General features: G+C 65.9%; 25 protein-coding genes and 1 tRNA gene. 7 read left to right on the top strand and 19 right to left on the bottom strand.

From position 1 onward, the window contains the following. Positions 1-4 precede the first annotated feature (4 nt). From PJ259_RS05270 to ribBA, 3 genes are all read right to left on the bottom strand, one after another. Entirely contained in the window at positions 5-928 is a 924-nt protein-coding gene (locus tag PJ259_RS05270; RefSeq protein WP_271654990.1) for an ABC transporter permease, read from the bottom strand. Between the two features lies 1 nt (position 929). Then, on the bottom strand, positions 930-1,952 hold the full coding sequence (locus PJ259_RS05265) for an ABC transporter substrate-binding protein (protein WP_257705969.1): 1,023 nt from the start codon (positions 1,950-1,952) through the stop codon (positions 930-932). Positions 1,953-2,142: 190 nt separating this feature from the next. Continuing rightward, on the bottom strand, positions 2,143-3,252 hold the full coding sequence (gene ribBA / locus PJ259_RS05260; protein ID WP_257705970.1) for a bifunctional 3,4-dihydroxy-2-butanone-4-phosphate synthase/GTP cyclohydrolase II: 1,110 nt from the start codon (positions 3,250-3,252) through the stop codon (positions 2,143-2,145). A gap of 78 nt (positions 3,253-3,330) precedes the next feature. On the opposite strand from ribBA, the gene PJ259_RS05255 reads away from it, so the two are divergent. Beyond that, positions 3,331-3,618, top strand: a complete 288-nt coding sequence (locus PJ259_RS05255) for a DUF1330 domain-containing protein (protein ID WP_059315040.1) — start codon at positions 3,331-3,333, stop codon at positions 3,616-3,618. Positions 3,619-3,662: 44 nt separating this feature from the next. Here PJ259_RS05255 and PJ259_RS05250 read toward each other — a convergent pair whose 3' ends face one another. The 6 genes from PJ259_RS05250 to PJ259_RS05225 form a co-directional block, all read right to left on the bottom strand. Then, complete coding sequence (locus PJ259_RS05250; RefSeq protein ID WP_059315039.1) at positions 3,663-4,418, bottom strand: GntR family transcriptional regulator; 756 nt, start codon at positions 4,416-4,418, stop codon at positions 3,663-3,665. Between the two features lie 128 nt (positions 4,419-4,546). Next, positions 4,547-5,032, bottom strand: coding sequence for a flavin reductase family protein (locus tag PJ259_RS05245; protein ID WP_059315038.1), 486 nt, complete (start codon positions 5,030-5,032; stop codon positions 4,547-4,549). A gap of 15 nt (positions 5,033-5,047) precedes the next feature. After that, complete coding sequence (locus PJ259_RS05240; protein ID WP_271654989.1) at positions 5,048-6,529, bottom strand: aldehyde dehydrogenase; 1,482 nt, start codon at positions 6,527-6,529, stop codon at positions 5,048-5,050. Beyond that, a complete protein-coding gene (locus PJ259_RS05235) occupies positions 6,526-7,365 on the bottom strand; it encodes an alpha/beta fold hydrolase (protein WP_271654988.1) in 840 nt (279 codons plus the stop codon). Before PJ259_RS05235 ends, PJ259_RS05240 begins: the two co-directional genes overlap by 4 nt. Positions 7,366-7,378: 13 nt before the next feature. Next, positions 7,379-7,969: an amino acid synthesis family protein gene (locus tag PJ259_RS05230; protein ID WP_271654987.1), complete on the bottom strand. Its 591-nt coding sequence runs from the start codon at positions 7,967-7,969 to the stop codon at positions 7,379-7,381. 83 nt (positions 7,970-8,052) lie between these two features. Further along, positions 8,053-9,090: an LLM class flavin-dependent oxidoreductase gene (locus PJ259_RS05225; protein WP_059315034.1), complete on the bottom strand. Its 1,038-nt coding sequence runs from the start codon at positions 9,088-9,090 to the stop codon at positions 8,053-8,055. A gap of 271 nt (positions 9,091-9,361) precedes the next feature. On the opposite strand from PJ259_RS05225, the gene PJ259_RS05220 reads away from it, so the two are divergent. Further along, positions 9,362-10,768 carry a purine-cytosine permease family protein gene (locus PJ259_RS05220; protein WP_271654986.1) on the top strand — a complete coding sequence of 469 codons (1,407 nt, stop codon included), beginning with the start codon at positions 9,362-9,364 and terminating at the stop codon, positions 10,766-10,768. A 52-nt stretch (positions 10,769-10,820) separates the two neighbouring features. Continuing rightward, positions 10,821-12,266 (top strand): NADP-dependent succinate-semialdehyde dehydrogenase, encoded by a 1,446-nt coding sequence (gene gabD, locus PJ259_RS05215; protein ID WP_144958833.1) that lies wholly within the window; start codon positions 10,821-10,823, stop codon positions 12,264-12,266. Positions 12,267-12,569: 303 nt separating this feature from the next. Here the strand turns inward: gabD and PJ259_RS05210 are convergent, their stop codons facing one another. The 7 genes from PJ259_RS05210 to PJ259_RS05180 all read right to left on the bottom strand — a co-directional run bounded on the left by PJ259_RS05210 (position 12,570) and on the right by PJ259_RS05180 (position 19,715). After that, the gene (locus tag PJ259_RS05210) at positions 12,570-13,136 is read right to left on the bottom strand and encodes an NUDIX hydrolase (RefSeq protein ID WP_271654985.1); all 567 of its coding nucleotides are present in this window, start codon (positions 13,134-13,136) and stop codon (positions 12,570-12,572) included. 126 nt (positions 13,137-13,262) lie between these two features. Next, positions 13,263-13,487 carry a DUF2188 domain-containing protein gene (locus PJ259_RS05205; RefSeq protein WP_059315031.1) on the bottom strand — a complete coding sequence of 75 codons (225 nt, stop codon included), beginning with the start codon at positions 13,485-13,487 and terminating at the stop codon, positions 13,263-13,265. 109 nt (positions 13,488-13,596) lie between these two features. After that, positions 13,597-15,030, bottom strand: a complete 1,434-nt coding sequence (gene aldA / locus PJ259_RS05200; RefSeq protein ID WP_271654984.1) for an aldehyde dehydrogenase — start codon at positions 15,028-15,030, stop codon at positions 13,597-13,599. 13 nt (positions 15,031-15,043) lie between these two features. Then, positions 15,044-15,844, bottom strand: coding sequence for an aldolase/citrate lyase family protein (locus PJ259_RS05195; RefSeq protein WP_064308600.1), 801 nt, complete (start codon positions 15,842-15,844; stop codon positions 15,044-15,046). Positions 15,845-15,862: 18 nt separating this feature from the next. Continuing rightward, positions 15,863-17,197, bottom strand: coding sequence for an MFS transporter (locus tag PJ259_RS05190; RefSeq protein WP_271654983.1), 1,335 nt, complete (start codon positions 17,195-17,197; stop codon positions 15,863-15,865). 21 nt (positions 17,198-17,218) lie between these two features. Beyond that, positions 17,219-18,403: an L-rhamnonate dehydratase gene (gene rhmD / locus PJ259_RS05185; protein WP_059315028.1), complete on the bottom strand. Its 1,185-nt coding sequence runs from the start codon at positions 18,401-18,403 to the stop codon at positions 17,219-17,221. 13 nt (positions 18,404-18,416) lie between these two features. Further along, positions 18,417-19,715, bottom strand: coding sequence for an MFS transporter (locus PJ259_RS05180; protein ID WP_271654982.1), 1,299 nt, complete (start codon positions 19,713-19,715; stop codon positions 18,417-18,419). A 180-nt stretch (positions 19,716-19,895) separates the two neighbouring features. On the opposite strand from PJ259_RS05180, the gene PJ259_RS05175 reads away from it, so the two are divergent. The 4 genes from PJ259_RS05175 to PJ259_RS05160 all read left to right on the top strand — a co-directional run bounded on the left by PJ259_RS05175 (position 19,896) and on the right by PJ259_RS05160 (position 22,545). Further along, positions 19,896-20,843 carry a LysR family transcriptional regulator gene (locus tag PJ259_RS05175; protein ID WP_271654981.1) on the top strand — a complete coding sequence of 316 codons (948 nt, stop codon included), beginning with the start codon at positions 19,896-19,898 and terminating at the stop codon, positions 20,841-20,843. 164 nt (positions 20,844-21,007) lie between these two features. Further along, positions 21,008-21,084 (top strand) — tRNA-Asp (locus PJ259_RS05170). Between the two features lie 156 nt (positions 21,085-21,240). After that, positions 21,241-21,816 carry a hypothetical protein gene (locus tag PJ259_RS05165; protein WP_271654980.1) on the top strand — a complete coding sequence of 192 codons (576 nt, stop codon included), beginning with the start codon at positions 21,241-21,243 and terminating at the stop codon, positions 21,814-21,816. Positions 21,817-22,170: 354 nt separating this feature from the next. Continuing rightward, positions 22,171-22,545 (top strand): histone-like nucleoid-structuring protein, MvaT/MvaU family, encoded by a 375-nt coding sequence (locus PJ259_RS05160; protein ID WP_059315025.1) that lies wholly within the window; start codon positions 22,171-22,173, stop codon positions 22,543-22,545. Positions 22,546-22,838: 293 nt separating this feature from the next. On the opposite strand, the gene PJ259_RS05155 is transcribed toward PJ259_RS05160, so the two are convergent. From PJ259_RS05155 to kdpC, 3 genes are all read right to left on the bottom strand, one after another. After that, positions 22,839-23,531: a response regulator gene (locus PJ259_RS05155; protein WP_059315024.1), complete on the bottom strand. Its 693-nt coding sequence runs from the start codon at positions 23,529-23,531 to the stop codon at positions 22,839-22,841. Between the two features lie 61 nt (positions 23,532-23,592). Then, positions 23,593-26,220 (bottom strand): sensor histidine kinase, encoded by a 2,628-nt coding sequence (locus tag PJ259_RS05150; RefSeq protein ID WP_271654979.1) that lies wholly within the window; start codon positions 26,218-26,220, stop codon positions 23,593-23,595. Next, complete coding sequence (kdpC, locus tag PJ259_RS05145) at positions 26,217-26,768, bottom strand: potassium-transporting ATPase subunit KdpC (protein ID WP_271654978.1); 552 nt, start codon at positions 26,766-26,768, stop codon at positions 26,217-26,219. Before kdpC ends, PJ259_RS05150 begins: the two co-directional genes overlap by 4 nt. Between the last annotated feature and the right edge of the window lie 10 nt (positions 26,769-26,778).

The raw sequence follows: 26,778 nt of genomic DNA, 5'->3' as shown, positions 1-26,778 counted from the left end.
GGGGTTACCTCGCGTTCTGGGGGTCGACCGGGGATTCCGGTTGCAACCTGAGATAGAGGGCGAACAGCACCAGGGCGATGACGATCAGCAAGGCCGCGGCGGCGCTGGCCAGGCCCCAGTTGAGGAAGGACTGCACCTGCTGGATGATGAACTCCGGCAGCATCATGTTCTGCGCTCCGCCCAGCAGCGCCGGGGTAACGTAGTAGCCGAGCGACATGACGAATACCATCAGTGCGCCAGAGCCCAGGCCCGAGCGGCACATGGGCAGGAACACCTTGCGGAAGTTGGTCCAGGGGCTGGCGCCGCAGATGGCGCCGGCCTGCAGCACCATGGGGTCCATGGCCTGCAACGTTGCCTGCAGCGGCAGCACGATGAAGGGGATCATGATGTAGGTCATGCCGATCACCACCCCGGTGAGGTTGTTGACCAGCGCCAGGGGTTCGTCGATCAGGCCCACCGCCATGAGCAGCTTGTTGATCACCCCCGAGCCCTGCAAGAGCACCAGCCAGGCGTAGGTACGGGCCAGCAGGCTGGTCCACATCGACAGCAGCACGATGTTGAACAGCACCCGGCCCCAGCCGCGGGGCATCAGGGTGATGGTCCAGGCCAACGGAAAGCCGATCAGCACGCTGAACAGGGTCACCAGGGCAGCGACCCCAAAGGTGTTGAGCAGCACCTGGGCATAGGCACCATTGGCGAACAGGGTCTGGTAGTTGCCCAGGCCCGGCGTGGGTTCGAGGACGCCGCGCAGCAGCAGGCCGATCAACGGGACCAGGAAGAACAGGCCAAGGAACAGCAGGGCAGGGACGAGGTGACTCGCGCCCTTCCAGCGGACGGCGCGTTCACCCCGGGTCCGCGCCGGATCGTTCAGCGCACGGCGGTCCTTGGCAGTGCCGAGCACCGCCCGGCTGGAGCTGGAGGCAGACATGTCATTTCACCAGCCATTCGTTCCAGCGGCTGGCGATCTCGCCACCGTGCTGGGCCCAGTAGGCGAAGTCCAGGGTGACCTGCTCACTGCCGTAGGCGGTGGGCAGATTCTTGGCCAGGTCCGGGGTCAGCTTGGCGATGCTGTCGACGTTGACCGGCGCATAGGCGGTGAGATTGGCAAAATCCGCCTGGCCGCGAGCGCTGCTGGCCTCGGCGAGGAATTTCATCGCGGCGTCCTTGTTCTTGGCGCCCTTGGGCACCACCAGCATGTCGGCCATGACCAGGTTCTGTTTCCAGCTCACGCCTACTGGCGCGCCGTCCTGCTGCAGGGCGTGGACGCGACCGTTCCAGAATTGTCCCAAGGTCGCTTCGCCGGAGGCGAGCAACTGCTGGGACTGGGCGCCGCCGCCCCACCAGACGATGTTCTTCTTGATGGTGTCGAGCTTCTTGAAGGCGCGGTCCAGGTCTAGGGGATAGAGCTTGTCCTTGGGTACGCCGTCGGCCAGCAGGGCCAGCTCCAGTACGCCGGGGCTCGGCCATTTGTAGAGCGCACGCTTGCCGGGGTAGGTGGTGGTATCGAACAGCGCCGACCAGTCCTGCGGCTGCTTGCTGCCGAGCTTGCCCTGGTTGTAGCCGAGCACGAAGGAGAAGAAGAAGGAGCCCACCGCATGGTCATTGACGAAGCGCGGATCGATCTTGGTGCGATCGATGGTCTTGAAATCCAGGGGTTCGAGCAGGCCCTGCTGGGCGGCGCGCAGGGCGAAATCGGCTTCCACGTCGACCACGTCCCATTGGACGTTGCCGCTTTGCACCATGGCCTGGAGTTTGCCGTAGTCGGTGGGGCCGTCCTGCACCACCTGGATGCCGGTCTGCTTGGTGAAGGGTTCGGCCCAGGCCTGCTTCTGGGCGTCCTGGGTGGTACCGCCCCAGCTGGTGAAGTTGAGACTTTCGGCCTGGGCCGGAAGGGCCAGCGTAGTCAACAGGCCGGCAGCGACCACAGAGACGACTTTAAGCTTCAGCAACATCGTGACGCCCTCTTTTGTTATTGGATCGGCGCAGCAGAGGTGCCGCGGCCTTGTAGGAGTCGTGCGATTCGAGGTGGATAGCGGCACCTCGAAGTAGAGCTGTCGACCCTGTCGAACGGGTCAGATTGTCATTCGATATTATGGTATTCCAAACTTTTTGCAAGTCTGCCAGAGGCCTCTGGAAGGGGCTTCAGCCAGGAAAAGGCAGGGTCTCGACGATCTCCAGTTCGTACCCGGTCAGGCCGGCGTAGCGCAGGGGCAGACCCAGGTGACGGATGCGCCCGACGCCCAGGTCCTGCAGGATCTGCGCACCGGTGCCTACCTCGGCATAGATGCGCGACTGGGAGCGTTCGAACAGCCGCTTGGGCTGGGTCAGCGAGGGCACCCGGGCCAGTAGCGCCTGGGAGGATTCGTGGTTGGCCAGCACCACCACGATGCCGTGGCCTTCCTGGGCGACGCGTTCCAAGGCAGCCCACAGGGTCCAGCTCGGCGGTCCGCTGTATTCGGCACCGACCAGGTCGCGCAGGGGGTCCAGGGCATGGACGCGAACCAGGGTAGGGGTCTCGCGGTCGATGTCGCCCATCACCATGGCCAGGTGGACGCCGCCTTCGATGCGGTCTTCGTAGGTCAGCAGGCGGAAGGTGCCGTGCACGGTGGGCAATTCGCTCTCGCCGATGCGGGTGACGGTGTGCTCGTGGCGCAGTCGGTAATGGATGAGGTCGGCGATGGTGCCCAGCTTGATGCCGTGGCGTTCGCCGAAACGCTCCAGATCCGGACGCCGGGCCATGCTGCCGTCGTCGTTCATCACCTCGACGATGACGGCGGAAGGGTCGCGACCGGCCAGGCGCGCCAGGTCGCAACCGGCCTCGGTATGGCCGGCACGGGTCAGCACGCCGCCGTCGCGGGCACGTAGCGGAAAGATGTGGCCGGGCTGGACCAGGTCCCGCGCGGTGGCATCCGGTGCCACCGCGGCTTCGATGGTGCGCGCCCGGTCGGCGGCCGAGATGCCGGTAGTGACGCCGGTAGCGGCTTCGATGGACACGGTGAAGGCGGTGCCGTGGACGGTGCCGTTGTCACTGACCATCTGCATCAGGTTGAGCTGGCGGCAGCGTTCCTCGGTCAGCGTCAGGCAGATCAGGCCGCGGGCTTCGCGAGCCATGAAGCTGATCGCGGCAGGGGTGCAGGCATCGGCGGCGAGCAGGATGTCACCTTCGTTCTCGCGGTCTTCGTCATCGACCAGGATGACCATCTTGCCGGCACGGAAATCCTCGATGATCGCTTCGATGGGATGGATGGCCACGGCTACCTCTCAGGGTTCTGGATTGTTATGTAATCTGGTATACCATGAGACAAAACGTAGCGAAAGAGGCAAAGCGCCATGAAAGGTTATTGGATTGCAGAGGTCGATGTGACCGATCCCGAGGCTTATCGCGGCTATACGGAGCGCGCCCCTGCGGCCTTCGCCCGCTATGGCGGACGCTTCCTCGCGCGGGGCGGACGCGCCGAGCAGCTGGAGGGAGAGGGCTGGGCGACGCGCCGGGTCGTGATCGAGTTCGATTCCTACGAACAGGCCCTGGCCTGCTATCGCTCGGCGGAGTATCAGGACGCCTGCGGGCACCGGCAGACGGCGGCCCGGGCCGAGATCTTCATCGTCGAAGGACTCTGAGAGAGGCGGCCAGGCACGGCACTGCCGGGTCTGGCCGAAGACGGCTAGCGTTCGATGCGCGGCTCGTCCTGCACGCGGGGGATGAACAGCTCACGGGCCTGTTCGCCCTGGTGCTCCTGTTGCCGCTGCAGGTAGTCGAGGGCGACCTGGGCGGCGGCGCGGACGTGATCGACCGAAGCCTGGTGGGCGGCCAGGGCATCGCCACTGCGGATGGCGGCGACCATGCGCTCCATCTCTGCGTTGCTCGCCTGACGGCGATTGGCCTGGGACACCGAAGTGGCCCTCAGGTAGCTCACCCGCGCCTGCAACTGGCGCAGCTGGGTGGCGGCGACGCGGTTGCCGCAGCCCTCCATGAGCACGTTGTAGAAGTTCTGCACGGTCTCGATGACCTCTGGCAGTTCGGCGCCCTCCAGGGCCTTGCGGTTCTCCTCGAGGGCCTGTTCCAGCGCCTCGATTTCCCGGGGGCCGGCGCGCAAGGTGAAGAGTTGCACGATCAGGCCTTCCAGCACGCAACGCAGCTCATAGAGGTCGCAGGCATCCTCCAGGGTGATGATGGCGACGCGCGGCCCGCGGGCATCGGCGAATTCCACCAGGCCTTCGGATTCGAGATGACGCAGGGCTTCGCGCACCGAGGTGCGGCTCACGCCTAGGCGGTCGCAGAGATCGCGCTCCACCAGGCGGTCACCCGGCAGCAACTGGAAGTTCAGGATCGCCTGGCGCAGGCGATTGCACACCATTTCACGCAGGGTGACCGGGCTGCGGGTGATCTTGAAGCTGTCGTCTAGTTGCGCGCGTCTCATGGGGCTCTCTGGCGGACCGGTTCTACAGGCGACGACGAGGCACGCGACTACGTGGGGCCTGCGTGCTCGCCAGGGCGGAAGAGGGCAAGTCTAGCATGCCCCCTGCGGGCGTTCATGGGCCCTTCCGTTCAGGCATAGATCGGTGCGGCGCCCATCCGGCCCCGGTGATAGAGCATCGGGATCACCTCCTGGTCCGGCACGATGAGATTCTTCACCGCCCCGACGATGATGGCGTGGTCGCCCCCGTCGTACTCGCGCCACAGCTCGCACTCGATCACCGCCGTGGCGTCGGCCAGCAGCGGATTGCCCAGGGCGCTGCGCGTCCATTCGATGCCCTGGGTCTTGTCCTTGCCCTTGCTGGCGAAGGCGTAGGCGATACGCTGTTGTTCGGCGCTCAGCAGGTGGATGGCGAAACCCTTGCCGTCACGCAGCAGGGGGTAGGTATCGGAGCTGTAGTTGGGACAGAAGAGCACCAGCGCCGGATCCAGCGACAGGGCGCTGAAGGCACTGGCGGTCAGGCCGGCGAGGTTGCCTTCGGCATCCAGGGTGGTGACCACGGTGACGCCGGACGGAAAGGCGCCCATCACTTGCTTGTAGATTGCGGGATCGATCATGACTGCCAACCTCGTTTAACGCATTACAAAGGGATCGGGCATCGGTGCCTGGGACAGATTGATCCATACCGTTTTGGTTTCGGTATAGGCCAGAACCGAGTCGATGCCGCTCTCGCGGCCGTAGCCGCTGTTCTTGAAACCGCCGATCGGTGCCATGGCCGAGACCGCGCGATAGGTGTTGACCCAGATGATGCCGGAGCGGATGTCCCGCGCCAGGCGATGGGCACGGCCCAGGTCGCGGGTCCAGATGCCAGCGGCGAGTCCCAGCTCACTGTCGTTGGCCAGGCGCAGGGCCTCGGCCTCGTCCTTGAAGCGGATCACCGCGGCCACCGGGCCGAAGACTTCCTCCTGCATGATGCGCAGCGAGTGCCGGTCGCATTCCAGCAGGGTGGGTTCGTAGTACCAGCCGGCGCTGCCGGTGTCGGGTCGCTTGCCGCCCAGGCGCAGCGTCGCGCCTTCGGCCAGGGCCGCTTCTACCAGCTGCTCGACGATGGCAAGCTGCTGCTCGGTGGCCATCGGGCCCATCTCGCTGGCATCGTCCTGGGGATTGCCGATGCGGATGCGCTGGGCGCGCTCTACCAGCCGGGTGACGAATTCGTCGTAGATCTCGTCCTGCACCAGCAGCCGCGAGCCGGCCACGCAACTCTGCCCGGAGGCGGCATAGATACCGGCCACCGCGCCGTTGACCGCGCTATCGAGGTCGGCGTCGGCGAAGATGATGTTGGGCGACTTGCCGCCCAGCTCCAGGCTCACCTTGGCGAAGTTCTCGGCGCTGGCGCGGACCACGTGGCGGGCCGTGGCGGCGCCACCGGTGAAGGCGATCTTGCGCACCAGCGGATGGCGGGTGAGGGCCGCGCCGGCGCCCGGACCATAGCCGGTCACCACGTTGAACACGCCGGGCGGAATGCCGGCTTCGAGGGCCAGTCGCGCCAGCTCCAGGATGGTGGCCGAGGCGTGCTCGGACGGCTTGATCACCACGGTGTTGCCAGCGGCCAGGGCCGGGGCGACCTTGATGGCGGTCAGGTACAGCGGGCTGTTCCAGGGCACGATGCCGGCGATCACGCCCAGGGGTTCATGCACCGTGTAGGCGAAGAGGTCGGTCTTGTCGAGGGGCAGGGTGCCGCCTTCGAGCTTGTCGGCGAGGCCCGCCGTGTAGTGGAAGAATTCCGGCAGGTAGCCGACCTGGCCGCGGGTCTCGCGGATCAGCTTGCCGTTGTCGCGGCTTTCCAGCTGGGCGAGGGCCTCCTTGTTGGCGGCGATGAGATCGCCCAGCCGGCGCAAGAGCTTGCCGCGGGCGCTGGCGGTCAGACCACGCCAGGCCGGCGCCTCGAAGGCTCGCTGGGCGGCCTGGACGGCGCGGTCGACGTCGTCGGCGTCGGCGTCGGGCAATTCCGCCCAGGCGGTCGCGGTGGCCGGATCGAGACTGGCGAAGGTACGGCCCGACTGGGCCGCGGTCCATTCGCCGTCGATGCACATCTGAAAACGTTGCAGGGTCATGCCACGTATCCCTTGATGGAAGTGGAAGGGGCCTTGGCCAGGGCGTCGTCGAGGAAGTCCAGCAACAGGGCGTTGACCAGCTTGGGTGACTCGACCGGCATCATATGGCGCTGGTCGGCCAGCACAGCAGTGCGCGCGTGCGGAATCCGTGCGGCCAGCTGGCGCGCCATCTCCGGGGTCGAGCCGCTGTCCAGCTCGCCGGTAGCCACCAGGGTGGGCACCTGGAGGCTGTCCAGCCGCTCGGCACCGTAGCGGTCCTGGGTGGCGAACAGGGCGTAGGTGGTCAGATAGCCCTGGGGGTCGTTGCTGGCGAAGGCTTGACGCAGCGCCTGGATCTGCGCCGGGTTGGCGCCTTGGTACTCGCGGCTGAACCAGCGGGCCAGGGCGCTATCGAGATTGGCGTCGGGGCCTTCGAGTTCGGCCTGGCGGCTCCGCTCCAGAACTCCACTGCGTTGCTCCACCGAGCGATTGAACACGCTGTTGAGGATCACCAGCGCGTCCAGCCGCTGCGGATGGCTCAGGGCGAAGGCCCGGGCGATCAGGCCGCCCATGGAGAAGCCGACCACCACGGCCGTTTCCAGCCCCAGGTGATCGAGCAGTTCGGTGAGCTGCGCGGCATAGTCGTCGAGCGTCGCCTGCGCCGCCGGGCGCTGGCTCTCGCCATGGCCGAGCATGTCATAGGCGATCACCTGGTAGCGTGGTGCGAGCCCCGCGAGTTGACCGCCCCACATGTCCTTGCTGAGCCCCACCCCGTGGATCAGGACGAGGGGGCTGCCATCGCCGGCGATGCGGTAGGCGGTGCCGGCGGGGGTCTTGGCGTCTGTAGACCGGATCATTCGCGGGTTCTCCTCAGCGCGCCTTTTCAGCCGCGAGTTCCTCGAGGTCGATGTAGCGGTTGCCGATGCGCGGATGCAGGCGGCCACCATCGGCAGCGCCCAGCACCACCACGATCTCGTCGGCCCGCGGGGCATCCTCGATGCGCATTTCCAGCGTGATGTAGTGGGATCTCAGGCCCTCGTCATCCTTGTGCATCATGGGGATCTGGATGGAAGTGCCCGGCGCGCCGCGCTTGTTGGTGAAGCTCAGGTAGCTCTTGGCCTGGACCGCCTCGCGGTAGTGGTTGCCGAATCGCAGGGTATGGATCACCGCCGAGGCGTGTTCGATCTCGCCGTCGGCACCGACCACGGCCGCCTTGCCATAGGCCTCGATGCGTTCGGCGCCGCCGATGGCGCAGGTCAGGCGCTCGACGATGAAGGCGCCCAGGTCGGAGCAGTGGGCCTTGATCTCGGGCTTGAGGTCTTCGACGAAGCCCTGGCCGGCCCAGGGGTTGCGGATCACCACGGCGACGCCGGCCATGGTCACCGGCTTGTCGGTGGCCTTGCCCCCTTCGATATGGGTTTCTTCGAGATAGGTGACGACCTTGCGGATTTCGAAACTCATGCTGACTCCTAGGATGTCTGTTGGATGATGGTATGCCACGCAGTTGGGCGTGTTGAGGGCCGCGTCACTACGCAGCCCGGGGATCAGGCGAAGGCGGGCGCCACCTTGTCGATGAACAATTGCAGTGACTTCTTCTTCTCGGCGAAAGGCAGGCTGTTGTCGCACCAGAAGCTGAACTCGTCGACGCCCAGTTCCTCGTAGTGGCGCAGGCGGGCGATCACCTCTTCCGGCGTGCCGATCATGGTGTTCTTGCGGATGTTCTCCAGCTCGAATTCCGGGCGGCCGGCGAACTTCTCTTCCGGACTCGGGGCGAGGAAGCCGTTGACCGGGGTTTCCTTGTTGCCGAACCAGGCATCGAAGGTACGGTAGAAGCGGCCGATGGCCTGGGCGCCGATCTTCCAGCCTTCGGGCTCCTCGGCGGCGTGCACATGGGTGTGGCGCAGCACCATCAGCTTGGGCCGGGCGACGCCGGGATTGTTGGCCAGGGCGTTGTCGAACTTGTGCTTGAGGTCGACCACTTCCTCATCGCCCTTCATCAGCGGCGTGACCATGACGTTGCAGCCGTTGGCCACGGCGAAGTTGTGCGAATCCGGGTCCCGCGCGGCGATCCAGATCGGTGGGGTGCCGACCGGCTTGGGCACGCTGGTGGAGGTGGGGAATTGCCAGACTTCGCCGTCGTGGGCGTAGTCGCCCTCCCAGAGCTTGCGCAGCGCTGGCACCAGTTCGCGCAGGTGCTTGCCACCGGCAGTGGCAGGCAGGCCACCGGCCATGCGGTCGAATTCCACCTGGTAGGCGCCGCGGGCCAGACCTACTTCCATGCGGCCTTCGCTGATCACGTCGAGCAGGGCGCATTCGCCGGCCGCCCGCAGGGGATGCCAGAAGGGCGCGATCAGGGTGCCGGCGCCCAGGCGGATGGTCGAGGTACGGGCTGCGAGGTTGGCCAGGATCGGCATGGGGCTGGGGGAAATGGTGTATTCCATCGCATGATGCTCACCGACCCAGACGGTGCAGAACCCGCCGGCTTCGGCCATCAGGGTCAGCTCGGTCAGTTCTTCGAACAGCTGCCGATGGCTGACGCTTTCGTCCCAGCGTTCCATGTGCACGAACAGGGAAAATTTCATAGAAGCCTACCTCTTGTCTTCCACCTCGGCGCGGGGCTCGGGTGTCTCTTGTTGGCGGTACGCGACGGCTCAGCCAGTCGATGTTTTTATTGGTATACCATAATACGTGAGCTGGCAAGCAGAGATGTAACGAGATTCGGCGGCAGTCCCCAGACATCGCTTCCACACGCCAAAAGGCGGTTGTGTAATCTGGTATACCGTAATACTTTCTGCTCACCAGGACGACCTGTCCAGCAGGCGTCTTCCACAACTACAACAATGGAATTCCTGGATGTCCGCAGCCCCTCGCTCCGCCGTCGCCATCGAAACCCATACCGTGGATCACGTCGCCCCGGCCGAACGCCACGGCCATAGCCGCGATCTCTTCACCCTCTGGTTCAGCACCAATATCGCGCCTTTGCCTATCGTCACCGGCGCCATGGTGGTCCAGACCTTCCACCTGAATCTGGCCTGGGGCCTGGTGGCCATCGTGCTCGGGCATCTGCTCGGCGGGGTGGTGCTGGCCCTGGCATCGGCCCAGGGACCGCGGCTGGGCATTCCGCAGATGGTGCAGAGTCGCGGCCAGTTCGGTCGCTATGGTGCCCTGCTGATCGTCTGCGTCACCGCGCTGATCTACGTGGGCTTTTTCACCTCCAATGTGGTGCTGGCCGGCAAGTCGATCCAAGGCCTGGTGCCGGCCGTACCCATGCCGCTGGCCATCGTGGTCGGCGCCCTGAGCGCCACGGCCATCGGGGTGATCGGTTATCGCTGCATCCATACCCTCAATCGCTGGGGTACCTGGGTCATGGGCGCGGGGTTGCTGGCGGGTTTCGCCATGATGCTGACCCAGCCGCTACCCGCGGACTTCCTGACCCGTGGCGGTCTCAATGCCAGTGGTTTCGTCGCTACGCTGTCGCTGGGGGTGATCTGGCAACTGAGTTTCTCGCCCTACACCAGCGACTATTCGCGCTATCTCCCGGAAGCGGTGGGGATCGCACGACCCTTCTGGGCGACCTACCTTGGCGCCACCCTGGGCACCATCCTGGCCTTTTCCTTTGGTGTGGTGGCGGTGCTGGCGGTGCCGGCCGGTAACGACGCCATGGCCGCCGTGGCCCAGGCCACCGGCTGGCTGGGCCCGGTGCTGATGGTGCTGTTCCTGCTCAACATCATCAGCCACAACGCCCTTAACCTCTATGGCGCGGTACTTGCCATCATCACCTGCGTGCAGACCTTCGCCGCCGGCTGGACACCGGGCGTCAAGGTCAAGGTGGTGCTGTCCAGCCTGGTGCTGGTGGGCTGCTGCAGCGTGGCGCTCATGGCCTCGGCCGATTTCATCGAAAGATTCATCGGCCTGGTACTGGCCATGACCATGATCCTGGTGCCCTGGGCTTCCATCAATCTCATCGACTTCTATCTGATCAAGCGCGGCGACTACCACATCCCTTCATTGTTCGCCGCCGACGGTGGCCGCTACGGTCGCTTCAACGGCCATGCCATCGCCGCCTACGCGGTCGGCATCCTGGTGCAGCTGCCGTTCGCTAACACGGCGTTGTTCAAGGGGCCCTATGCCGACCTGGTGGCAGGCGCCGACCTCTCCTGGCTGTTCGGTCTGCTGGTGACCTGTCCGCTGTATTTCTGGCTGGCCTATCAGGGCTCACCGGCCCAGGTAGCGCGTCTGCAGGCGACGTCCCCGCAATGACCGCAGCAGCCCTTCGTAATCGCCTTCAACTCTCTAGCTAGGAATCCAGACCATGTTGCAAGACGCTTCCCTGTTTCGCCAGCAAGCCTATGTCGACGGCGCCTGGATCGACGCCGACAGTGGTGCCACCGTCAGCGTGGACAACCCGGCCACCGGCGAGACCCTGGGCACCATTCCCAAGCTCGGCCGTGCCGAGACCAAGCGCGCCATCGACGCCGCCAACCGTGCGCTGCCGGCCTGGCGTGCGCTGACCGCCAAGGAACGTTCGGCCAAGCTGCGGCGCTGGTACGAGCTGATGATCGAGAACCAGGATGACCTGGGCCGGCTGATGACCCTGGAGCAGGGCAAGCCGCTGGCCGAGGCCAAGGGCGAGATCGCCTACGCTGCCTCCTTCATCGAGTGGTTCGCCGAAGAAGCCAAGCGCATCTATGGCGACACCATCCCCGGCCACCAGGCCGACAAGCGCATCCTGGTGATCAAGCAGCCCATCGGCGTCACCGCCGCCATCACGCCGTGGAATTTCCCCACCGCGATGATCACCCGCAAGGCCGGCCCGGCCCTGGCCGCCGGCTGCACCATGGTCATCAAGCCCGCCAGCCAGACCCCGTACTCGGCCCTGGCCTTGGTCGAACTGGCCGAGCGCGCCGGCATTCCCAAGGGTGTATTGAGCGTTGTCACCGGCTCCGCCGCCGAGATCGGCGCCGAGCTGACCGAAAGCCCCATCGTGCGCAAGATCTCCTTTACCGGCTCCACCGAGATCGGTGCCAAGCTGATGGAGCAGAGCGCCCCCACCATCAAGAAGCTGTCGCTGGAGCTGGGCGGCAACGCGCCCTTCATCGTCTTCGACGACGCTGACCTGGACAAGGCCGTGGAAGGCGCCATCGCCTCCAAGTACCGTAACGCCGGGCAGACCTGCGTCTGCGTCAACCGTCTCTATATCCAGGACGGGGTCTACGACGCCTTCGCCGAGAAATTCAAGGCCGCGGTGGCCAAGCTCAAGGTCGGCAACGGCTTGGAAGAGGGCGTCACCATCGGCCCGCTGATCGACGCCAAGGCGGCGGCCAAGGTCAAGGAGCACATCGACGACGCCGTGAGCCAGGGCGCCAAGGTCATCGCCGGCGGCAAGGCCCACGCCAACGGGGGCAGCTACTTCGAGCCGACCATCCTGGCCGACGTGCCCAAGAGTGCCAAGGTGTCCAAGGAAGAGACCTTTGGCCCGCTGGCGCCGCTGTTCCGCTTCAAGGACGAGGCCGAGGTCATCGAGCTGGCCAACGACACCGAGTTCGGCCTGGCCTCCTATTTCTATGCCCGCGACCTGTCCCGCGTGTTCCGCGTGGCCGAGGCGCTGGAGTACGGCATGGTCGGCATCAACACCGGCCTGATCTCCAACGAAGTCGCGCCCTTTGGCGGCGTCAAGGCGTCGGGCCTGGGCCGCGAGGGTTCCAAGTACGGCATCGAGGAATACCTGGAGATCAAGTACCTCTGCCTGGGCGTCTGATCCCGTTCGTTGGGCTTCGCTACGCTCAGCCCAACCTACGCTAGATACGTAGGTTGGGCTGAGACGGCTCCATCGTCGAAGGCCAACGGGAGGCACCGAATCTGGATGTGTTGGGCTTCGCTATGCTCAGCCCAACCTACACGCCTCTCGTAGGTTGGGCTGAAACGGCTTCATCGTCGAAGCCCAACGGGAGGCACCGAGTCTGGATGTGTTGGGCTTCGCTATGCTCAGCCCAACCTACACGCCTCTCGTAGGTTGGGCTGAAACGGCTCCATCGTTGAAGCCCAACGGGGCCCGCTCAAGTCAGCCAAGGGTATGCAACTGTCCGGCTTCGGCGGTACCGAAATAGAGGCCATGATGGCCCTGTACCTGTTCTTGAAGCCGGCGTTCGAGGATCTGGCGAATCGAGGGATAAGCCAGGTCGGCCCAGGGCAACTCGTCCGGTGCGAAAAAGCGGCGCTCCAGGGTTTCAATGCCAGCCTCGGCGTCGATTTCGACCAATTCGGCGCGGAAGATCAGGTAGACCTGATTGACGCCCGCCGCATTGAAGATGGAGTAGGGCGCGAGGATCCGGGCCCTGACCCCGCTTTCCTCCCAGGTCTCCCGCAGCGCGGCCTGCTCGGCGCTCTCGTCGTTCTCCATGAAGCCTGCTGGTAGTGTCCAGTAGCCCCGGCGTGGCTCGATGGCCCGGCGGCAGAGCAGGTAGCGTCCCTCGTGCTCCACCAGGCAGCCTGCGATCACTCGCGGATTGTCGTAGAGCACATGACCGCAGGCGCCGCACAGCAGCCGCTCGTGGCTATCCCCAACGGGCCGGCCACGTCGGAGTTCGGCACTGCCGCACTGGCAGCAGAAACGCGGAGATGAATTCATGCTGACCTCGCTTGACCGCCATTCTGATTGTTATGGTCTTACGGTATACCACCGCTACGGATGGTAGGCGAGGGGAATGCGGTCAAAGCAGGACCCTGCCGTGCTCAGCAGCAAGGTCCTGACGCGTCAGCCCTTGGACTGGGCCGGATCCGCACTGCGTGGATAGGTACGCTCTTCCTCGATACGACCGTCGCTGGTGTGGATCTTGACGCTGCCGGTCTTGCCATCCAGGTATTGCGCCGCCTGGTGGACGATGGCGTCCTTGGTCGACGCCTTGAGCAGGGCACGATCGCCATGTTCCTCTTTGAATTCCCAGCCGGTGTCGGTAGGTACGATGTGGTAGTTCTGCATCTGGTCTCCCTGGGGCCGCTGGCCCGTGCCTGATCTTGGATTGCGCCTGTTTCGACCCGCGTTCGCCCAGGAACATTCGAGCGAAGCGGGTAGTCACCAGCCTCGACCCCTAGCCCTGCAGATAGACCACCTGGGTGTGGGTGTACTCATAGAGCCCGTGCTTGCCGTCGGCACCACCGATGCCGGACTTGCGCACCCCGGCGTGAAAGCCCTGCATGGCCTCGAAGTTTTCCCGGTTGATGTAGGTCTCGCCGAAGTCGATCTCGCGCATGGCGTGCATGGCCTTGCTCAGGCTGCGCGTATAGACGGAGGAGGTCAGGCCGTATTCGCAGTCGTTGGCCAGGGCGATGGCCTCGTCGAGATCGTCCACCACCTGGATCGGCAGCACCGGGCCGAAGATCTCCTCGCGCATGATCGGCATCTCAGCGCGACAGTCCGCCAGTACCGTGGGCTGGAAGTGAAAGCCGCGACCCAGGTCGGCGCGGCTGCCGCCGGTGACGAGGCGAGCGCCCTGGCCGAGGGCGACATCGACCTTGGCCGCCACCTTGTCCAGGCCGGCGGCGTTGATCAACGGCCCCATCTCCACGCCAGCATCAGCCTGGGGGTCGCCATAGCGAGTGGCGGCCATGGCGCGGCCGATGCGCTCGATGAAGTCCTCGGCCACCGCGCGCTCCACATAGACGCGCTCGGCGCAGTTGCACACCTGGCCAGTGTTGATGATGCGCGAATCGCGGATCGCCCGGACCGCCAGGTCCAGGTCGGCATCGGCCAGGACGATGGCCGGCGCCTTGCCGCCTAGCTCCAGGTTGAGCTTGGTCAGATTCGGTGCCGCAGCGGCCATGATCCGCGAGCCGGTAGCGACGCTGCCGGTGAAGCTGACCATGTCGATGCCGGCGTGGGCACTGAGCTGGCCACCTATGGCCCCGGCGCCGCTGACCAGGTTGAAGACCCCGGGCGGCAAGTCGGTCTCGGCCACCAGGCGGGCGAATTCATGGGCATTGATCGGGGTTTCCTCGCTGGGTTTGATCACGATGGTGTTGCCGGTGATCAGCGCCGGTGCCAGCTTGCGGGCGATGAGAAAGAAGGGGAAGTTCCAGGGCAGGATGCCGGCTACCACGCCCAGTGGCTTGCGCAGCAGAAAGATCTGCTCGTCGGGCCGGTCGCTGGTGATGATCTCGCCTTCTATGCGCCGCGCCCACTCGGCCATGTAGTCGAGATAGTCGGCGGTGAAATTGACCTCCACTTCGGCCAGGCCACGGACCTTGCCCTGTTCACCGACGATTGTCTGGGCCAGCCGCGGTGCATGCTCACGCAGCTTTGCCGCGATGCGCCGCAGATAGCCGGCGCGCTCGATGGCTGGCTTGCGCGCCCAGGCCTTCTGGGCACGGCGGGCGGCGGCGATGGCCTGATCGACGTCTTCGCGACTGGACGCCGGCACCCGGGCCAGGGCCTCGCCGGTGGCCGGGTTATGGACGAGAAAGTCCTCGGCGGCCGGCAGGAAACGGCCATCGATGTAGTTCTGGTAGAGGGGCAGATTGGCCATGGCGGACTCCGGGTCAGTAGGTGCGAGAGGGCGCCTGGGGCGCTTCGAGGGGGCGATAGCGGGCCAGGTTGGCCAGCGCCGCCTGGCGGAACAGGCTGATGTCGATACCGACGGCAACGAACTGGCACCCCCAGTCGCGATAGCGCCGGGCATCGTCTTCCTGGGGCGCCAGGATCCCGGCCACCTTGCCGGCAGCGCGGGTCGCCTCGATGGCGGCGCGGATGCGCGCCTGGACCTCCGGGTGGCCCGGATTGCCGGCATGCCCCAGGCCACTGGAGAGGTCCGCCGGGCCGACGAAGACGGCGTCTACCCCCTCCACCGCAGCGATCTCGGCGACATTGTCGCTGCCCAGGCGCGATTCCACCTGGACGATCAGGCACAGCTCGCTATGGGCGGTGTGCAGGTAGTCGGGCACTGCGTCCCACCGGGTGGCGCGGGCCAGGCCGCCGCCGACGCCACGGATGCCGTGGGGCGGATAGCGCATGGCTCGTACCAGGGCGCGGGCCTGCTCGGCGGTCTCCACCATGGGCACCATCAGCGTCTGCACGCCGATGTCCAGCAACTGCTTGATCAGCACCGCATCGCCGGTCACGCAGCGCACCACCGGTGCCGTGGAATAGGGGGCCACCGCCTGCAATTGCGCGAGGATGCTCGGCACCGTATTGGGGGCGTGCTCGCCGTCGATCAGCAGCCAGTCGTAGCCGGTACTGGCAGCGATCTCGGCAGCGTATCCGGTGGCGAAACCGGCCCAGAGGCCATAGAGGGTGTCGCTGCCCGCCAGGCGGGCCTTGAAGGGATTGCGGGGCAGATCCATGACGGTCTCCAGGAGGATTCAGGAAGGGGTATCGGGGAGGCGCACCAGCAGCCCATAGCTCAGGGCGCCGGCCACCGCGACGGCGGCGGCGATGCCCAGCGCGAGACCAAAGGAGCCGGTCTGCTGGACGATCATGCCGGTGATGACCGGGGCGAAGGCGCCGCCGAAGTAGCCGCCAAAATTCTGGATGCTGGCCAGGGACGCCACCTGGTGCGAAGGCACGGCGACGCTGACCAGCGACCAGGTGCCGGCTACCGCCACGTTGAGGCTGAACAACGCCAGGCTGAAGCAGAGGATGACGCTGCCGATGCCGGTCACCCCGGCGCTGCACAGGGCGAACAGCCCGGCCGCAGCAAGACCGCCACAGATCGGCAACTTGCGGCTGAAGGCCAGGCTGCGACCGCTGCGGGTCAGGCGATCCACCAGCAGGCCGCCGCTGATGACGCCACAGGCCCCGGCCAGGAACGGCAGGCTGGCGACCCAGCCGGCCTGGGACAGGGACAGGTGATGGACCCGTTCCAGGTAGGCCGGCAGCCAGGTCAGGAACAGCGACAGCATGTAGATGATGCCCACATAGCCAATCACCACGCCCCAGGTCAGGCGGCGGCGGAACAGCCCCAGCCAGTCGGCGAAGGTCAGCCGCAGACCGGCATCCTGAGGCGGCAGGCCGGCGTCCAGATGCGCCCGCTCGGCGTCGTCCAGCGCCACCTGGACCCGGTCGCGATAGCTCAGGTACCAGAGCGCCGCTACCAGGACACCGAGCACGCCCATGGCGATGAACATCTGCCGCCAGCCGAGCCAGAGCAGTAGGGCGGTGAGGATCGGCTGGGAGATCGCCGGCCCCAGGGACGACGACAGGTTGAAGATGCCGGAGGGCAGGCCGCGTTCGCGGACGTTGAACCACTCGCTGACCACCTTGGCGCCGGCCGGGAATTGCGGCGCCTCGCCGATACCCAGGCCGATGCGGGCGAGGATCATCAGGTGCAGGCTGCTGAGCAGCCCCAGCACGCCCTGGGCGATTGACCAAAGGCAGATGCCCAGGCCCAGGGTCAGGCGCGCGCCGAAGCGGTCCAGCAGGCCGCCGATGGGCAACTGGGCGAAGGCATAGGCCCAGGCGAAGGCCGACAGCAGCAGGCCCATTTCGGTCGGCGTGAAGCCCAGCTCGCCGCTGATGGTCTGGTTGGCGATGGCCAGGGTGCTGCGGTCGAGGTAGTTGACGAAGCCGGCCAGCACCAGCAGCGCCAGCGCGACTACCTGCACCCGCTTGAGGCGGGCACTCTTGGGGGGTAGTGGCGTCGCGGCGGGGCGCGCATCCGGTATCGGTGTCACCAGGGTATCTTGGGTCGCTTTCATCCAGCCCTCCCGGGCAACGCCTCAGTGGCTATAAGGTCGTTCCAGGGCGCACTCCGGATTGAGGCGCACGCCGAAGCCAGGCCGATCCAGCGCCGAGGCGCGCATGCGGCCCCGCACCGGTACGGGTTCGTCCAGCAGTTGCGGATGGAACATGGGCACCACCTCGTCGGCCTTGGGCGCCATCATCAGGAACTCGGCGAAGGGGCTGTTGGTGCGGGTGATGACGAAGTGGTAGCTGTAGACCGAGGAGCCGTGGGGCACCACCAGGGCGTTGTGGGCATCGGCCAGCGCCGAGATGCGGATCAGCTCGGTGAGGCCACCGCACCAGCCGACGTCGGGCTGGAGGATGTCGCAGCAGCCCATCTCCAGCAGTAGCCGGAAGCCCCAGCGGGTGGCCTCGTGCTCCCCGGTGGTGACCAGCATCCCGCGCGGCACGTTGCGCCTGAGTTCTGCATAGCCCCAGTAGTCGTCCGGCGGCAATGCCTCCTCGATCCACTTGAGGCCGAATTCATGGGCGCCCTGGGCCAGGCGGGTGGCGTAGTTCAGGTCCAGGCTCATCCAGCAGTCGAGCATCAGCCAGAAGTCGTCGCCGACCCGTTCGCGCATGGTCGCCAGGGCCTCGAGATTCTTGCGCAGGCCTTCCTCGCCCTCGGCCGGGCCATGCTGCAGAGGCAGCTTGCCGCCAATGAAGCCCATCTCCTTGGCCAGGTCCGGGCGCGCGCCGGTGGCATAGAACTGCAATTCGTCACGGACGGCGCCGCCGAGCAACTGGTGTACCGGTTCCTGGCGCAGCTTGCCGAGCAGGTCCCAGAGCGCAAGATCCACCCCGGAGATGGTGTTGAGCACTATGCCCTTGCGGCCGTAGTAGAGAGTCGAGAGGTACATCTGGTCCCAGATCTTTTCCAGGTCGGTGACCTTGGCGCCCTCCAGGAAGCGCGCCAGGTGTCGCTCGACGATGAAGGCGCCCAGCTCACCGCCGGTGGTGACGGCGAAGCCCACGGTACCGTCACTGGCCTCGACTTCCACCACCAGGGTGCCCAGCACGTTGATGCCGAAGCTGCGGCGGCTCTGGCGGTATTCCGGGTACTTGGCCATGGGCGTGGCGATGTGGTCGTCGATCCAGTGGCCGTCGCCCTGGTCGTGATAATCGGCGCCGCCGCCACGAAGGGTGTAGGCACGAACCTGCTTGATGGTGGGTAGGGTCATGGAAAGGGCTCCCTTAGTGACTGGGCGTGAGCTGGGCTTGGGGATCGACCTGGCGACGCTGGCGCAGGCCGAGAATCAGGGCGGCCGCCACCAGGGTGGTCCCGGCGAGCAGGTAGAGGCCGGCGCCGGGGTGGGCGAAGGTCACTTCGGCCCAGCGCTTGGCCAGGGGCGCGATGAAGCCGCCGATGGCACCGCAGGTGTTGATCAGGGCGATGCCGCCGGCCGCGGCGCTGCCGCGCAACTGGTCGGACGGAAAGGTCCAGAACAGCGGCTGCACGGCGATGAAGCCGGCAGCGGCGAAGCACAGGGCGATCAGCGCATAGAGCGGCGAGAAGGTCACCGAGGCGGCGATGCCCAGCCCGGAAATGGCCAGGGTGGCGGCCGCAGTGCGGCGGCGTTCGCCGGTACGATCCGACCAGCTGGGGATCAGCCAGGCGGCGAGCAGGGCGCAGACCCAGGGAATCGCCGAGACCAGGCCGACCAGCAAACCGACCTTCTGCCCCAGCAGGCCGGCCACCTGGGTCGGCAGGTAGAAGACCACGCCATAGACGCTGGCCTGGATCAGCAGGTAGATACTGCACAGCAGGAGGATGCGCGGCTGACCGAGTAGACGCAGCAGCCCGCCGTGATGGGGCTTGGCGGCGTCCTCGGCATCCAGCGCCTGTTGCAGCGCCTGCTTTTCCGCATCGCTCAGCCAACGCGCATCGCGCGGCCGGTTGTCCAGGTAGAACCAGGCCCAGACCCCCACCAGGCTGGCCAGCACCCCTTCCACCAGGAACATCCATTGCCAGCCGTGCAGGCCGCCGAAGCCGTCGAATTCCAGCAGCAGCCCCGACAGCGGGCTGCCGAAGATGAAGGCCAGGGGCGCGCCGAAATAGAAGAAACCCAGCGCCCGGGCGCGGTAGCGCGACGGAAACCAGTAGGTGAGGTAGAGGATGACCCCGGGAAAGAAGCCGGCTTCGGCTACCCCGAGCAGGAAGCGCAACACATAGAAGGCCGTCGCCGTATGGGCGAACATCATGGCGGCGGAGATCAACCCCCAGGTCACCATGATGCGGCACATCCACAGGCGAGCGCCGACGCGGTGCATGATCAGGTTGCTGGGAATCTCGAGAAAGGCGTAGCCGACGAAGAAGATCCCGGCGCCAAGGGCGAAGGCCGCGTCGGAGATGCCGGTATCGGCCTGGAAGGCGACCTTGGCGAAGCCTACGTTGGCCCGGTCGAGAAAGGCCATGACGTACATCAGCAGCAGGAAGGGCAGCAGGCGCCGGGTGACCTTGGCGACCAGCCCCGGTGACAGGGAGGTGTGCATGGCGATCTCTCTTGTTGTTGTGATTCGGCCACGGCCCAAGGTAGTCGCAGTTGCAATGCCTGGATAATCGCTTTTGGTTAAGTATCGATACCCTTAAGGTATCGGCAGGCGACGTGGCCCTGGCCAGACCCGCCAACTCGCTCAGGACGCATCACTGATCTCTCCACAAGGATGCTGCAGATGAACGCCTCCCCTCATGCCCGCGCGCTGTTCAATCGATTGCGCTACAAGCATCTGCTGATGCTGGCGACCCTGGCCGGGACCCTCAACCTGCACCGCGCCGCGGAAGCCCTGCACATGTCCCAGCCCGCCACCACCCGCATGTTGCAGGAGGTCGAGGAGGCCTTTGGCTGCGTGCTGTTCGAGCGCCAGGCGCGGGGCTTGAAGGTCACGGCGCTGGGAATGGAGATCGTGGAATTCGCGCGGCGCGCCCTGAATGGCCTGGATCGCTGCGCAGAGGATCTCGATGCCCGGCGATCAGGGGGCTATGGGCATCTGGCGGTCGGCGCCATCATGGGCGCCTTGCCCGATCTGGTGGTCAGGGCCATCGCCGCGAGCAAGGCGCGCCAACCCGGCCTGCAGTTGCGCATCCTCGGCGACACCAGCGACCAGCTCACCGAGTTGCTCGAACAGGAGCGGATCGACGTGGCCATCGCCCGCTTCACGCAGCCGGCCGATCTGGGACGCTTCGTCTTCGAGCCGCTGGGCAACGAGCACCTCGCGGTAGTGGTTCGCACCGGCCACCCGTTGACCGATCGCTCCGCGCCCGATCTGGCGGAGCTGGTGGCGGAGTGGCCCTGGATCCTGCAGCCCGAGGCCAGTCCGGCACGGGTGGCCCTGGAGGCGGCCTTCGCCCGACGGCAGCTGCCGCCACCCGCGGACGTCATCGAATGCGGCTCGGTGTTCGCCATGTTGCAGCTGGTACAGATCACCGACGCCATCCTGGTGCTGACCGAGGCGGTGGTACGGGATCATCTGCGCACCGGGCTGATGGTGTCCCTTGATCTGGAGATCACCGAACCCCTGACACCCTTCGGCATTCTGCTGCGCGCGGGACAGGTGCCCAGCGCGGCGCTGGAGGGGTTTCTCACCCTGCTCAGGCGGCAGGCGAGCGGTGGCGGAGCCTGAACAGAACGGGGCTTCTGGCTGGCTTCGCGGCGCGATCAGAAATATTTTCCTGTGCCTGTTGTTTCTTCCCTGATAAATCAGTATCTTAGCGGCCGCTGGTGCAGAGAACCCCCGCTGAACAGGTTCTCGGCAAAGGCCAGCAGGATGCCGCAAGGCTTCCATGCGCAGCGGTAGTTCAGTCGGTTAGAATACCGGCCTGTCACGCCGGGGGTCGCGGGTTCGAGTCCCGTCCGCTGCGCCACATACCACCCACGAGCTCTGGCTCGCGGGTATCGAAAGAAGCGGCCCTCGTGGCCGCTTTTTTTCGTCCTGAATTTTTGTCGCCACGTCTTGCTGGTGCGAAACCCAAACGCTTCGGTGGCCTCCAATGCCCATCGTCGATACGCGGGGAGTGGCCATGAAGATCGCCTGTCTGGGCTGGGGGTCGTTGATCTGGAAGGCCGCGGAATTACCGGTGGCCTCGGATTGGTTCGTCGATGGACCCCGGTTGCCCATCGAGTTCGCTCGGGAGGGCGACAGCGGAGAGCTGGCCACGGTGCTCTGTGAGGATGCCGCGGACGTTCAGGTGCTCTGGGCCTGCCTGGCTGTCGATAGCCTGGAAAAAGCCCGCGACGCCCTGCGCGAGCGCGAGGGCGTGCCGCGAGAACAACCTGAGTGCATCGGCAGCTGGCCGAGCGGCCCGCAATCAGGGTTCCAGCAACGTATTGGCGAGTGGGCGCGTGCGAAGGAGCTGGAGGCGGTGGTCTGGACGGCCTTGCCACCCCGTAGCGCAGGGCTCAATCAGCGGATGCCCACGGTGGAAGAGGCGCTCGACTACCTGCGCAAACTCGATCCCGATCGTCAGACTCATGCGCGCGACTATATCCGTCGGACACCGGTGTCCATCGACACGGCGTACCGGCGGGTAATTGCGGAAACCTTCAATTGGTCACCATTGCCCGAAGCTCGTTCGGACGTGGAAGCATCGGCCTAACGCGCCTACCAGAGCCCTCTGGCCGAATTTCCTGGACATGCAAAAGTTGTGTCCAGGTGACTTTCACGGGATTGTTTTACTCCTTTTCCAGCATGAATCCTGCCGTGAACTACAGGGTACAGTTGGCGCCTACCAATGTTGGCGCGCGCTCTATTAGGCACAACTGGCGCCAAGGGATTGGCTTTAGTTAAGGATTGCTTAATTAAATCAACTTTCGTTTGCAAGACAGGGTCTTTGCCGCGTCCCTTTTTATTTGTCACTAGCGACTCTGGCATTAATCCTTTATCTTCGCCTTCAACTTTCGCCCGTCAGCGAAGTCTCACGTCTCGCCCTTACTTTTCATCAGGAGTGCCTATGTCCCGTCTCGCCGAATTCCGCGCCGCCGAAGAACAACTTCGCGCCCAACTGCAATTGCTCGAAGATCTGAAGCAGGACAGTTCCCTGCAGAAGGAAATCGAATTCGAAAGCAAGCTGCAGGAGTTGATGGACGAATACCAGATGAACCTGGGCGATATCATTGGCATTCTGGATCCCAACGCTGCCCCCAAGCACAAGGCGCAGACGCCGCATCCGGAAAAGCCGGCTGGCAAGCGTCGTCCGCGCAGCACCAAGCGTTATCAGCACCCCAAGACTGGCGAAGTCATCGAAACCAAGGGTGGCAACCACAAGGTGCTCAAGGCCTGGAAAGCCGAACACGGCGCCGATACCGTCGAAGGCTGGCTGCAGTAAGTTGCTGCCGGGACGTCCGTCGGTAACAGCGCAAGGCTCCGCTACCGACCGGCATCCTTTTTCTGCTGTCCCTGATAGTTCTTGGTTGAGACCGGCAGCTGAAGTTGCAGTCGCCAGACTAGCGCGCGGTTTTTCGGCTTCTATCCGCTGAAAAGAGGCGGATGTCTGCCACTGCCATATCAGCTTCCGATGCGTATCCGTAGCGGCCAGTGCCAACGAGAGGGTTCGTCTTAGTGGCAAACACATGGCGGGCTGCCTTTGCCTATAGCGAAACCAATGCTGTCCCGATTCGCTCAACCGTTATCGGCGCGCAGGCGATAACCTACGCCAGGTTCGGTCACGATATAGCGTGGCGCCAGCGGATCGTCGGCCAACTTCTGCCGCAGATGACCGATCACGATGCGCAGGTAATGGCTGTCTTGGGCGTGGCTCGGCCCCCAGATATCGATCAGCAACTGGCGTTGGGTCACTACACGCCCGGGATGTTGGGCGAGGGCGGCCAGGACCGCGTATTCCTTGCGTGTCAGGGCGATCTCGATACCGGCAAGCGTTACCTGTCGATAGGCGAAATCCACCCGCAGCGGGCCTACTTCCAGCGCTGCGGCCTGGTGGGCGGCTGTGGCGGGGGTTTGGCGTAACAGCGCGCGGCTGCGGGCGAGAAACTCCTGGATGCCGAAAGGCTTGGTGACATAGTCGTTGGCGCCGGCATCCAGGGCGCGGACCTTTTCGCGCTCGTCCGCCCGTACCGACAGCACCAGTACCGGTACCGTGGACCATTCGCGCAATTCGACCAGTACCTCCTGGCCATCGCGATCCGGCAGGCCCAGGTCGAGGATCACCAGATCCGGCTGGCCCAAGGCCGCCTGGGCGAGGCCATCCGTTCCAGTGGCCGCTTCACTGATCTGGTAGCCCTGGGCGGCGAGGCTGATGCGCAAGAACTTGCGGATCTGGGGTTCGTCGTCGATGACGAGGACGTGAGCGGGCATCTGGGGCTTTCCAGTCAGGAGTGCATCATCATAGCGTCTGGTGCTGCAGGGATACTTAGGCTTATTCCGCAGGTGGCGCCGCCGGCAGCGGCAGATGCATCCGCATCGTCGTGCCCCGACCGCCCAGGCCCTCGTCCACGCTGACCCGGCCGCCGTGCGCGCCCACCATGCCCTGACAGATCGCCAGGCCCAGGCCGGTGCCCTGGCCGCCCCGATCACCGCGCGCGGCGGTATAGAACATGTCGAAGATCCGCGAGCGGTCTTCCGGCGGAATGCCCGGGCCTTCATCGGCCACGGCGATCTGCAACTCGGCGTCCTGGCGCTCCAGGCAGATCTCCAGGCGCCCACCGGGTGCGGAGAAGCGGATGGCGTTCTCCAGCACATTGACCAGGGCCTGTTCGATCAGCGCCGGATGCACCCAGAGGAGAGGCACGCCCGGCTCGATCCGGGTGTCCACCTGCAGCCCGGTTAGCAGGGGCTGCAGACGCTGCAAGGCGCTGGCGAGAATGTCGCCGGGATCGACCCAGTCGCGGGCCAATTGCAGGCTGCCGTGGCCCAGGCGGGTCATGTCCAGCAGATTCTGGATATAGCGGTCGAGGCGCTCGGCCTCCTGGCGGGTAGCCTCCAGCAGCTCCTGGCGATCGCTGGCGGGAATGGCCTCACCCAGGGTGGCGAGGGCATCGATGGAGCCACGCATCACCGTCAGCGGGGTGCGCAGGTCGTGGGATACCGAGGCCAGCAGGGCGCTGCGCAGCTGTTCGGTCTCGCCGTGCAGGCGGGCCGCCTCCAGGTCTTCGCTGAGACGAACCCGGGCCAGGGCCTGGGCCAGCGGCTGCGCCAGGCTGGCCAGCTGACGACGTTCGTCGTGATCCAGCGGCTGGGCGTCGTCGCAGCGCACGCCCAGGACGGCGAGGCTGCCGCTCTCGGCCAGCAGCGGCCACCACCACCAGCGACCGGACGGCAGGGTGTCGGTACCGCAACCGGCTGGCTTTTCCTGCTTCCAGGCCCACTCGGCGGCAATGCGCTCGTTATCGGCCAGGGCCAGATCTGCGGGCTGGGTCGCCAGCCGTCCGCCGTCTTCGGGCAACAGCAGGCAGACGTGCCGAGTGGTGGTGCCCAGCTGCTTGAAGGTCACGCTGACCACCGCCTGGCGGTCGCTGGCGGCGCTCAGCTGGCGAGTGAAATCCAGCAGCGCCAGGGTCTCGCGCTGGGTCAGGCGCAGCGCCTGCAGCTGTCGCCGCTGGCGTGCGGCCAGGTTGCCGGTGAGCAGGGCCATCAGCAGGAAAAAGGCCAGGGTGAGTACATCCTGCTCGCGATTGATGGTCAGCGAGAAAGCAGGAGGTATGAACAGGACGTCATAGGCGACAAAGCCCAGCAGCGCGCAGAACAGCGCCGGACCGCGACTGCTGCGTACCGCCACCAGCAGGACGGCCGCCAGAAAGATCAGCGAGATGTTGGGTAGCTCCAGCAACCCGGAAAGGCCTTCGGCGATGGCCGCGGCCACGCCGGTCGCCAGGATGGCAACGCCATAGGGGCCAGGTTTCAGGGTTCGCCGGGGGCGCGTGGTGGGTGGAGCGTCGCGGTCCAGGTCGAGAATGGCGATCTCCAGCCCCTGTGCCAGGCGTAACAGGCGGCTGGCCAGGCGACGCCTGAGGCTGAAGCCGCGCGGGCGGCCCCGGCCGATCAGTAGCACGCTGGCGCGCTGGTCGCGGGCATGACGGACCAGCGCCCGGGCGGGATCGCTGTCTCTCAGGGTCAGCACCTCGCCGCCGAGCCGTTCGGCCAGGCGCTGGCTGGCTTGCAGGTTGGCGCGGGCGGCATCGTCCAGCGGCTGGCCGGTGTCGACGTGGACGAGGGTCCAGGGCAGGTGGCGCTGGTCGGCCAGGCGGCTGGCGTGGCGCACCAGGCGTTCCGCCGAAGGGGCGGTGCCAGCGCCGACGATCAGCCGGCCCAGCAGCGGCGGCGCGGCCTGGCCCTGCTGGCGGTATCTCAGGGCGAGCGCCGAATCCACCTGGGCCGCAGCCGTGCGCATGGCCAGTTCACGCAGGGCGGTGAGGTTGGTCTGGCTGAAGAAGGCGTCGATGGCGGCACGGGCCTGCTCGGGTACATAGACCTTGCCCTCGCGCAGGCGCTCCAGCAGTTCTCGCGGTGGCAGGTCGATGAGCACCAGGTCATCGGCATCGAGCAGCACCTGGTCCGGTACCGTCTCGCGAACCTGCACGCCAGTGATGTCGCGCACCTCGTCGTTGAGACTTTCCAGGTGCTGGACATTGACGGTGGTATAGACGTGGACACCGGCGGCCAGCAGATCCTCCACGTCCTGCCAACGCTTGGCATGGCGACTGCCGGAGGCGTTGCTGTGGGCCAGTTCGTCGACCAGCACCAGCTCCGGCGGATCGGCCAGCAGGCCTTCCAGATCCAGTTCGGTGAGCTTGAGGCCGCGGTGGTCTACCCGCCGCAGCGGCTGTTGCGGCAGGCCGGCGAGGAGGGCGGCGGTCTCCCGGCGCCCATGGGTCTCGACGATGCCGGCCCGTACCCGGCGGCCCTGGCGCAGGGCGGTCTGTGCCGCCTGCAGCATGGCGTAGGTCTTGCCGACACCCGGCGCCGCCCCGAGGAAGACCTTGAGGCGACCACGCCCTTCGCGGTGTTCGGCGAGCAGCGCCTCGGCGCGCCCGGTGTTGTCGGTCATGGGGCCAGTTCCGCCAGGGCCAGATTGAGAAGCAGGACATTAACCGTTGCCGGTCCGATGCGCGAGGTGTGTGTCTGCTCGCGTATCAGGGCTTCCAGCCGCTCCGGTGGGAGGCCGCGCGCGGCGGCGATACGGGCGATCTGGTAGCGGGCGCCGGCCGGGCTGAGGTCAGGATCCAGGCCGCTGGCGGAGGTGGTCACCAGTTCCTGGGGCACCGGTCCCTGGCCGGCCGCCAGCACGTCCGGCAGGGCCTTTTCGATCCGCTCGCGCAACGCTGGCGCCGACTGCGCCAGGTTGCTGGCGCTGCTGGAGACGGTGGCGTAGTCGCCGGCCGAAGGACGCGGCTGGAACCACTCGGGACCGGTGAATTGCTGGGCGATCAGGCGGGAGCCGATGACGCTGCCCTCGTCGCGGCGGATCAGGCTGCCGCCGGCCTGGTCGGCGAACAGCGCCTGGCCGAGCACCGTCACCAACAAGGGATAGACGCCGCCGGTGAGGGCCGTGAGCAGCAGGAGCATCAGCACGGCGGAACGGAGTTGCATGAGCATGGCAGTCTCC

The sequence above is a fragment of the Pseudomonas sp. JBR1 genome (assembly GCF_028198185.1).
Classification (GTDB): Bacteria; Pseudomonadota; Gammaproteobacteria; order Pseudomonadales; family Pseudomonadaceae; genus Chryseomonas; species Chryseomonas oryzihabitans_E.
This window is presented reverse-complemented; position numbering and strand designations above follow the sequence as displayed.

Coding starts and splice junctions, on each gene's coding strand:
- PJ259_RS05230 (WP_271654987.1), bottom strand. CDS start 7,969: ATGAGTTTCGAAATCCGCAAGGTCGTCACCTATCTCGAAGAAACCCAT.
- PJ259_RS05255 (WP_059315040.1), top strand. CDS start 3,331: ATGAAAGGTTATTGGATTGCAGAGGTCGATGTGACCGATCCCGAGGCT.
- PJ259_RS05165 (WP_271654980.1), top strand. CDS start 21,241: ATGAAGATCGCCTGTCTGGGCTGGGGGTCGTTGATCTGGAAGGCCGCG.
- PJ259_RS05265 (WP_257705969.1), bottom strand. CDS start 1,952: ATGTTGCTGAAGCTTAAAGTCGTCTCTGTGGTCGCTGCCGGCCTGTTG.
- PJ259_RS05210 (WP_271654985.1), bottom strand. CDS start 13,136: ATGAATTCATCTCCGCGTTTCTGCTGCCAGTGCGGCAGTGCCGAACTC.
- PJ259_RS05190 (WP_271654983.1), bottom strand. CDS start 17,197: ATGAAAGCGACCCAAGATACCCTGGTGACACCGATACCGGATGCGCGC.
- PJ259_RS05180 (WP_271654982.1), bottom strand. CDS start 19,715: ATGCACACCTCCCTGTCACCGGGGCTGGTCGCCAAGGTCACCCGGCGC.
- PJ259_RS05160 (WP_059315025.1), top strand. CDS start 22,171: ATGTCCCGTCTCGCCGAATTCCGCGCCGCCGAAGAACAACTTCGCGCC.
- kdpC (WP_271654978.1), bottom strand. CDS start 26,768: ATGCTCATGCAACTCCGTTCCGCCGTGCTGATGCTCCTGCTGCTCACG.
- PJ259_RS05225 (WP_059315034.1), bottom strand. CDS start 9,090: ATGAAATTTTCCCTGTTCGTGCACATGGAACGCTGGGACGAAAGCGTC.
- PJ259_RS05220 (WP_271654986.1), top strand. CDS start 9,362: ATGTCCGCAGCCCCTCGCTCCGCCGTCGCCATCGAAACCCATACCGTG.
- gabD (WP_144958833.1), top strand. CDS start 10,821: ATGTTGCAAGACGCTTCCCTGTTTCGCCAGCAAGCCTATGTCGACGGC.
- PJ259_RS05270 (WP_271654990.1), bottom strand. CDS start 928: ATGTCTGCCTCCAGCTCCAGCCGGGCGGTGCTCGGCACTGCCAAGGAC.
- PJ259_RS05235 (WP_271654988.1), bottom strand. CDS start 7,365: ATGATCCGGTCTACAGACGCCAAGACCCCCGCCGGCACCGCCTACCGC.
- PJ259_RS05175 (WP_271654981.1), top strand. CDS start 19,896: ATGAACGCCTCCCCTCATGCCCGCGCGCTGTTCAATCGATTGCGCTAC.
- PJ259_RS05250 (WP_059315039.1), bottom strand. CDS start 4,418: ATGAGACGCGCGCAACTAGACGACAGCTTCAAGATCACCCGCAGCCCG.
- PJ259_RS05205 (WP_059315031.1), bottom strand. CDS start 13,487: ATGCAGAACTACCACATCGTACCTACCGACACCGGCTGGGAATTCAAA.
- PJ259_RS05195 (WP_064308600.1), bottom strand. CDS start 15,844: ATGGATCTGCCCCGCAATCCCTTCAAGGCCCGCCTGGCGGGCAGCGAC.
- PJ259_RS05155 (WP_059315024.1), bottom strand. CDS start 23,531: ATGCCCGCTCACGTCCTCGTCATCGACGACGAACCCCAGATCCGCAAG.
- aldA (WP_271654984.1), bottom strand. CDS start 15,030: ATGGCCAATCTGCCCCTCTACCAGAACTACATCGATGGCCGTTTCCTG.
- rhmD (WP_059315028.1), bottom strand. CDS start 18,403: ATGACCCTACCCACCATCAAGCAGGTTCGTGCCTACACCCTTCGTGGC.
- PJ259_RS05150 (WP_271654979.1), bottom strand. CDS start 26,220: ATGACCGACAACACCGGGCGCGCCGAGGCGCTGCTCGCCGAACACCGC.
- PJ259_RS05240 (WP_271654989.1), bottom strand. CDS start 6,529: ATGACCCTGCAACGTTTTCAGATGTGCATCGACGGCGAATGGACCGCG.
- PJ259_RS05245 (WP_059315038.1), bottom strand. CDS start 5,032: ATGATCGATCCCGCAATCTACAAGCAAGTGATGGGCGCCTTTCCGTCC.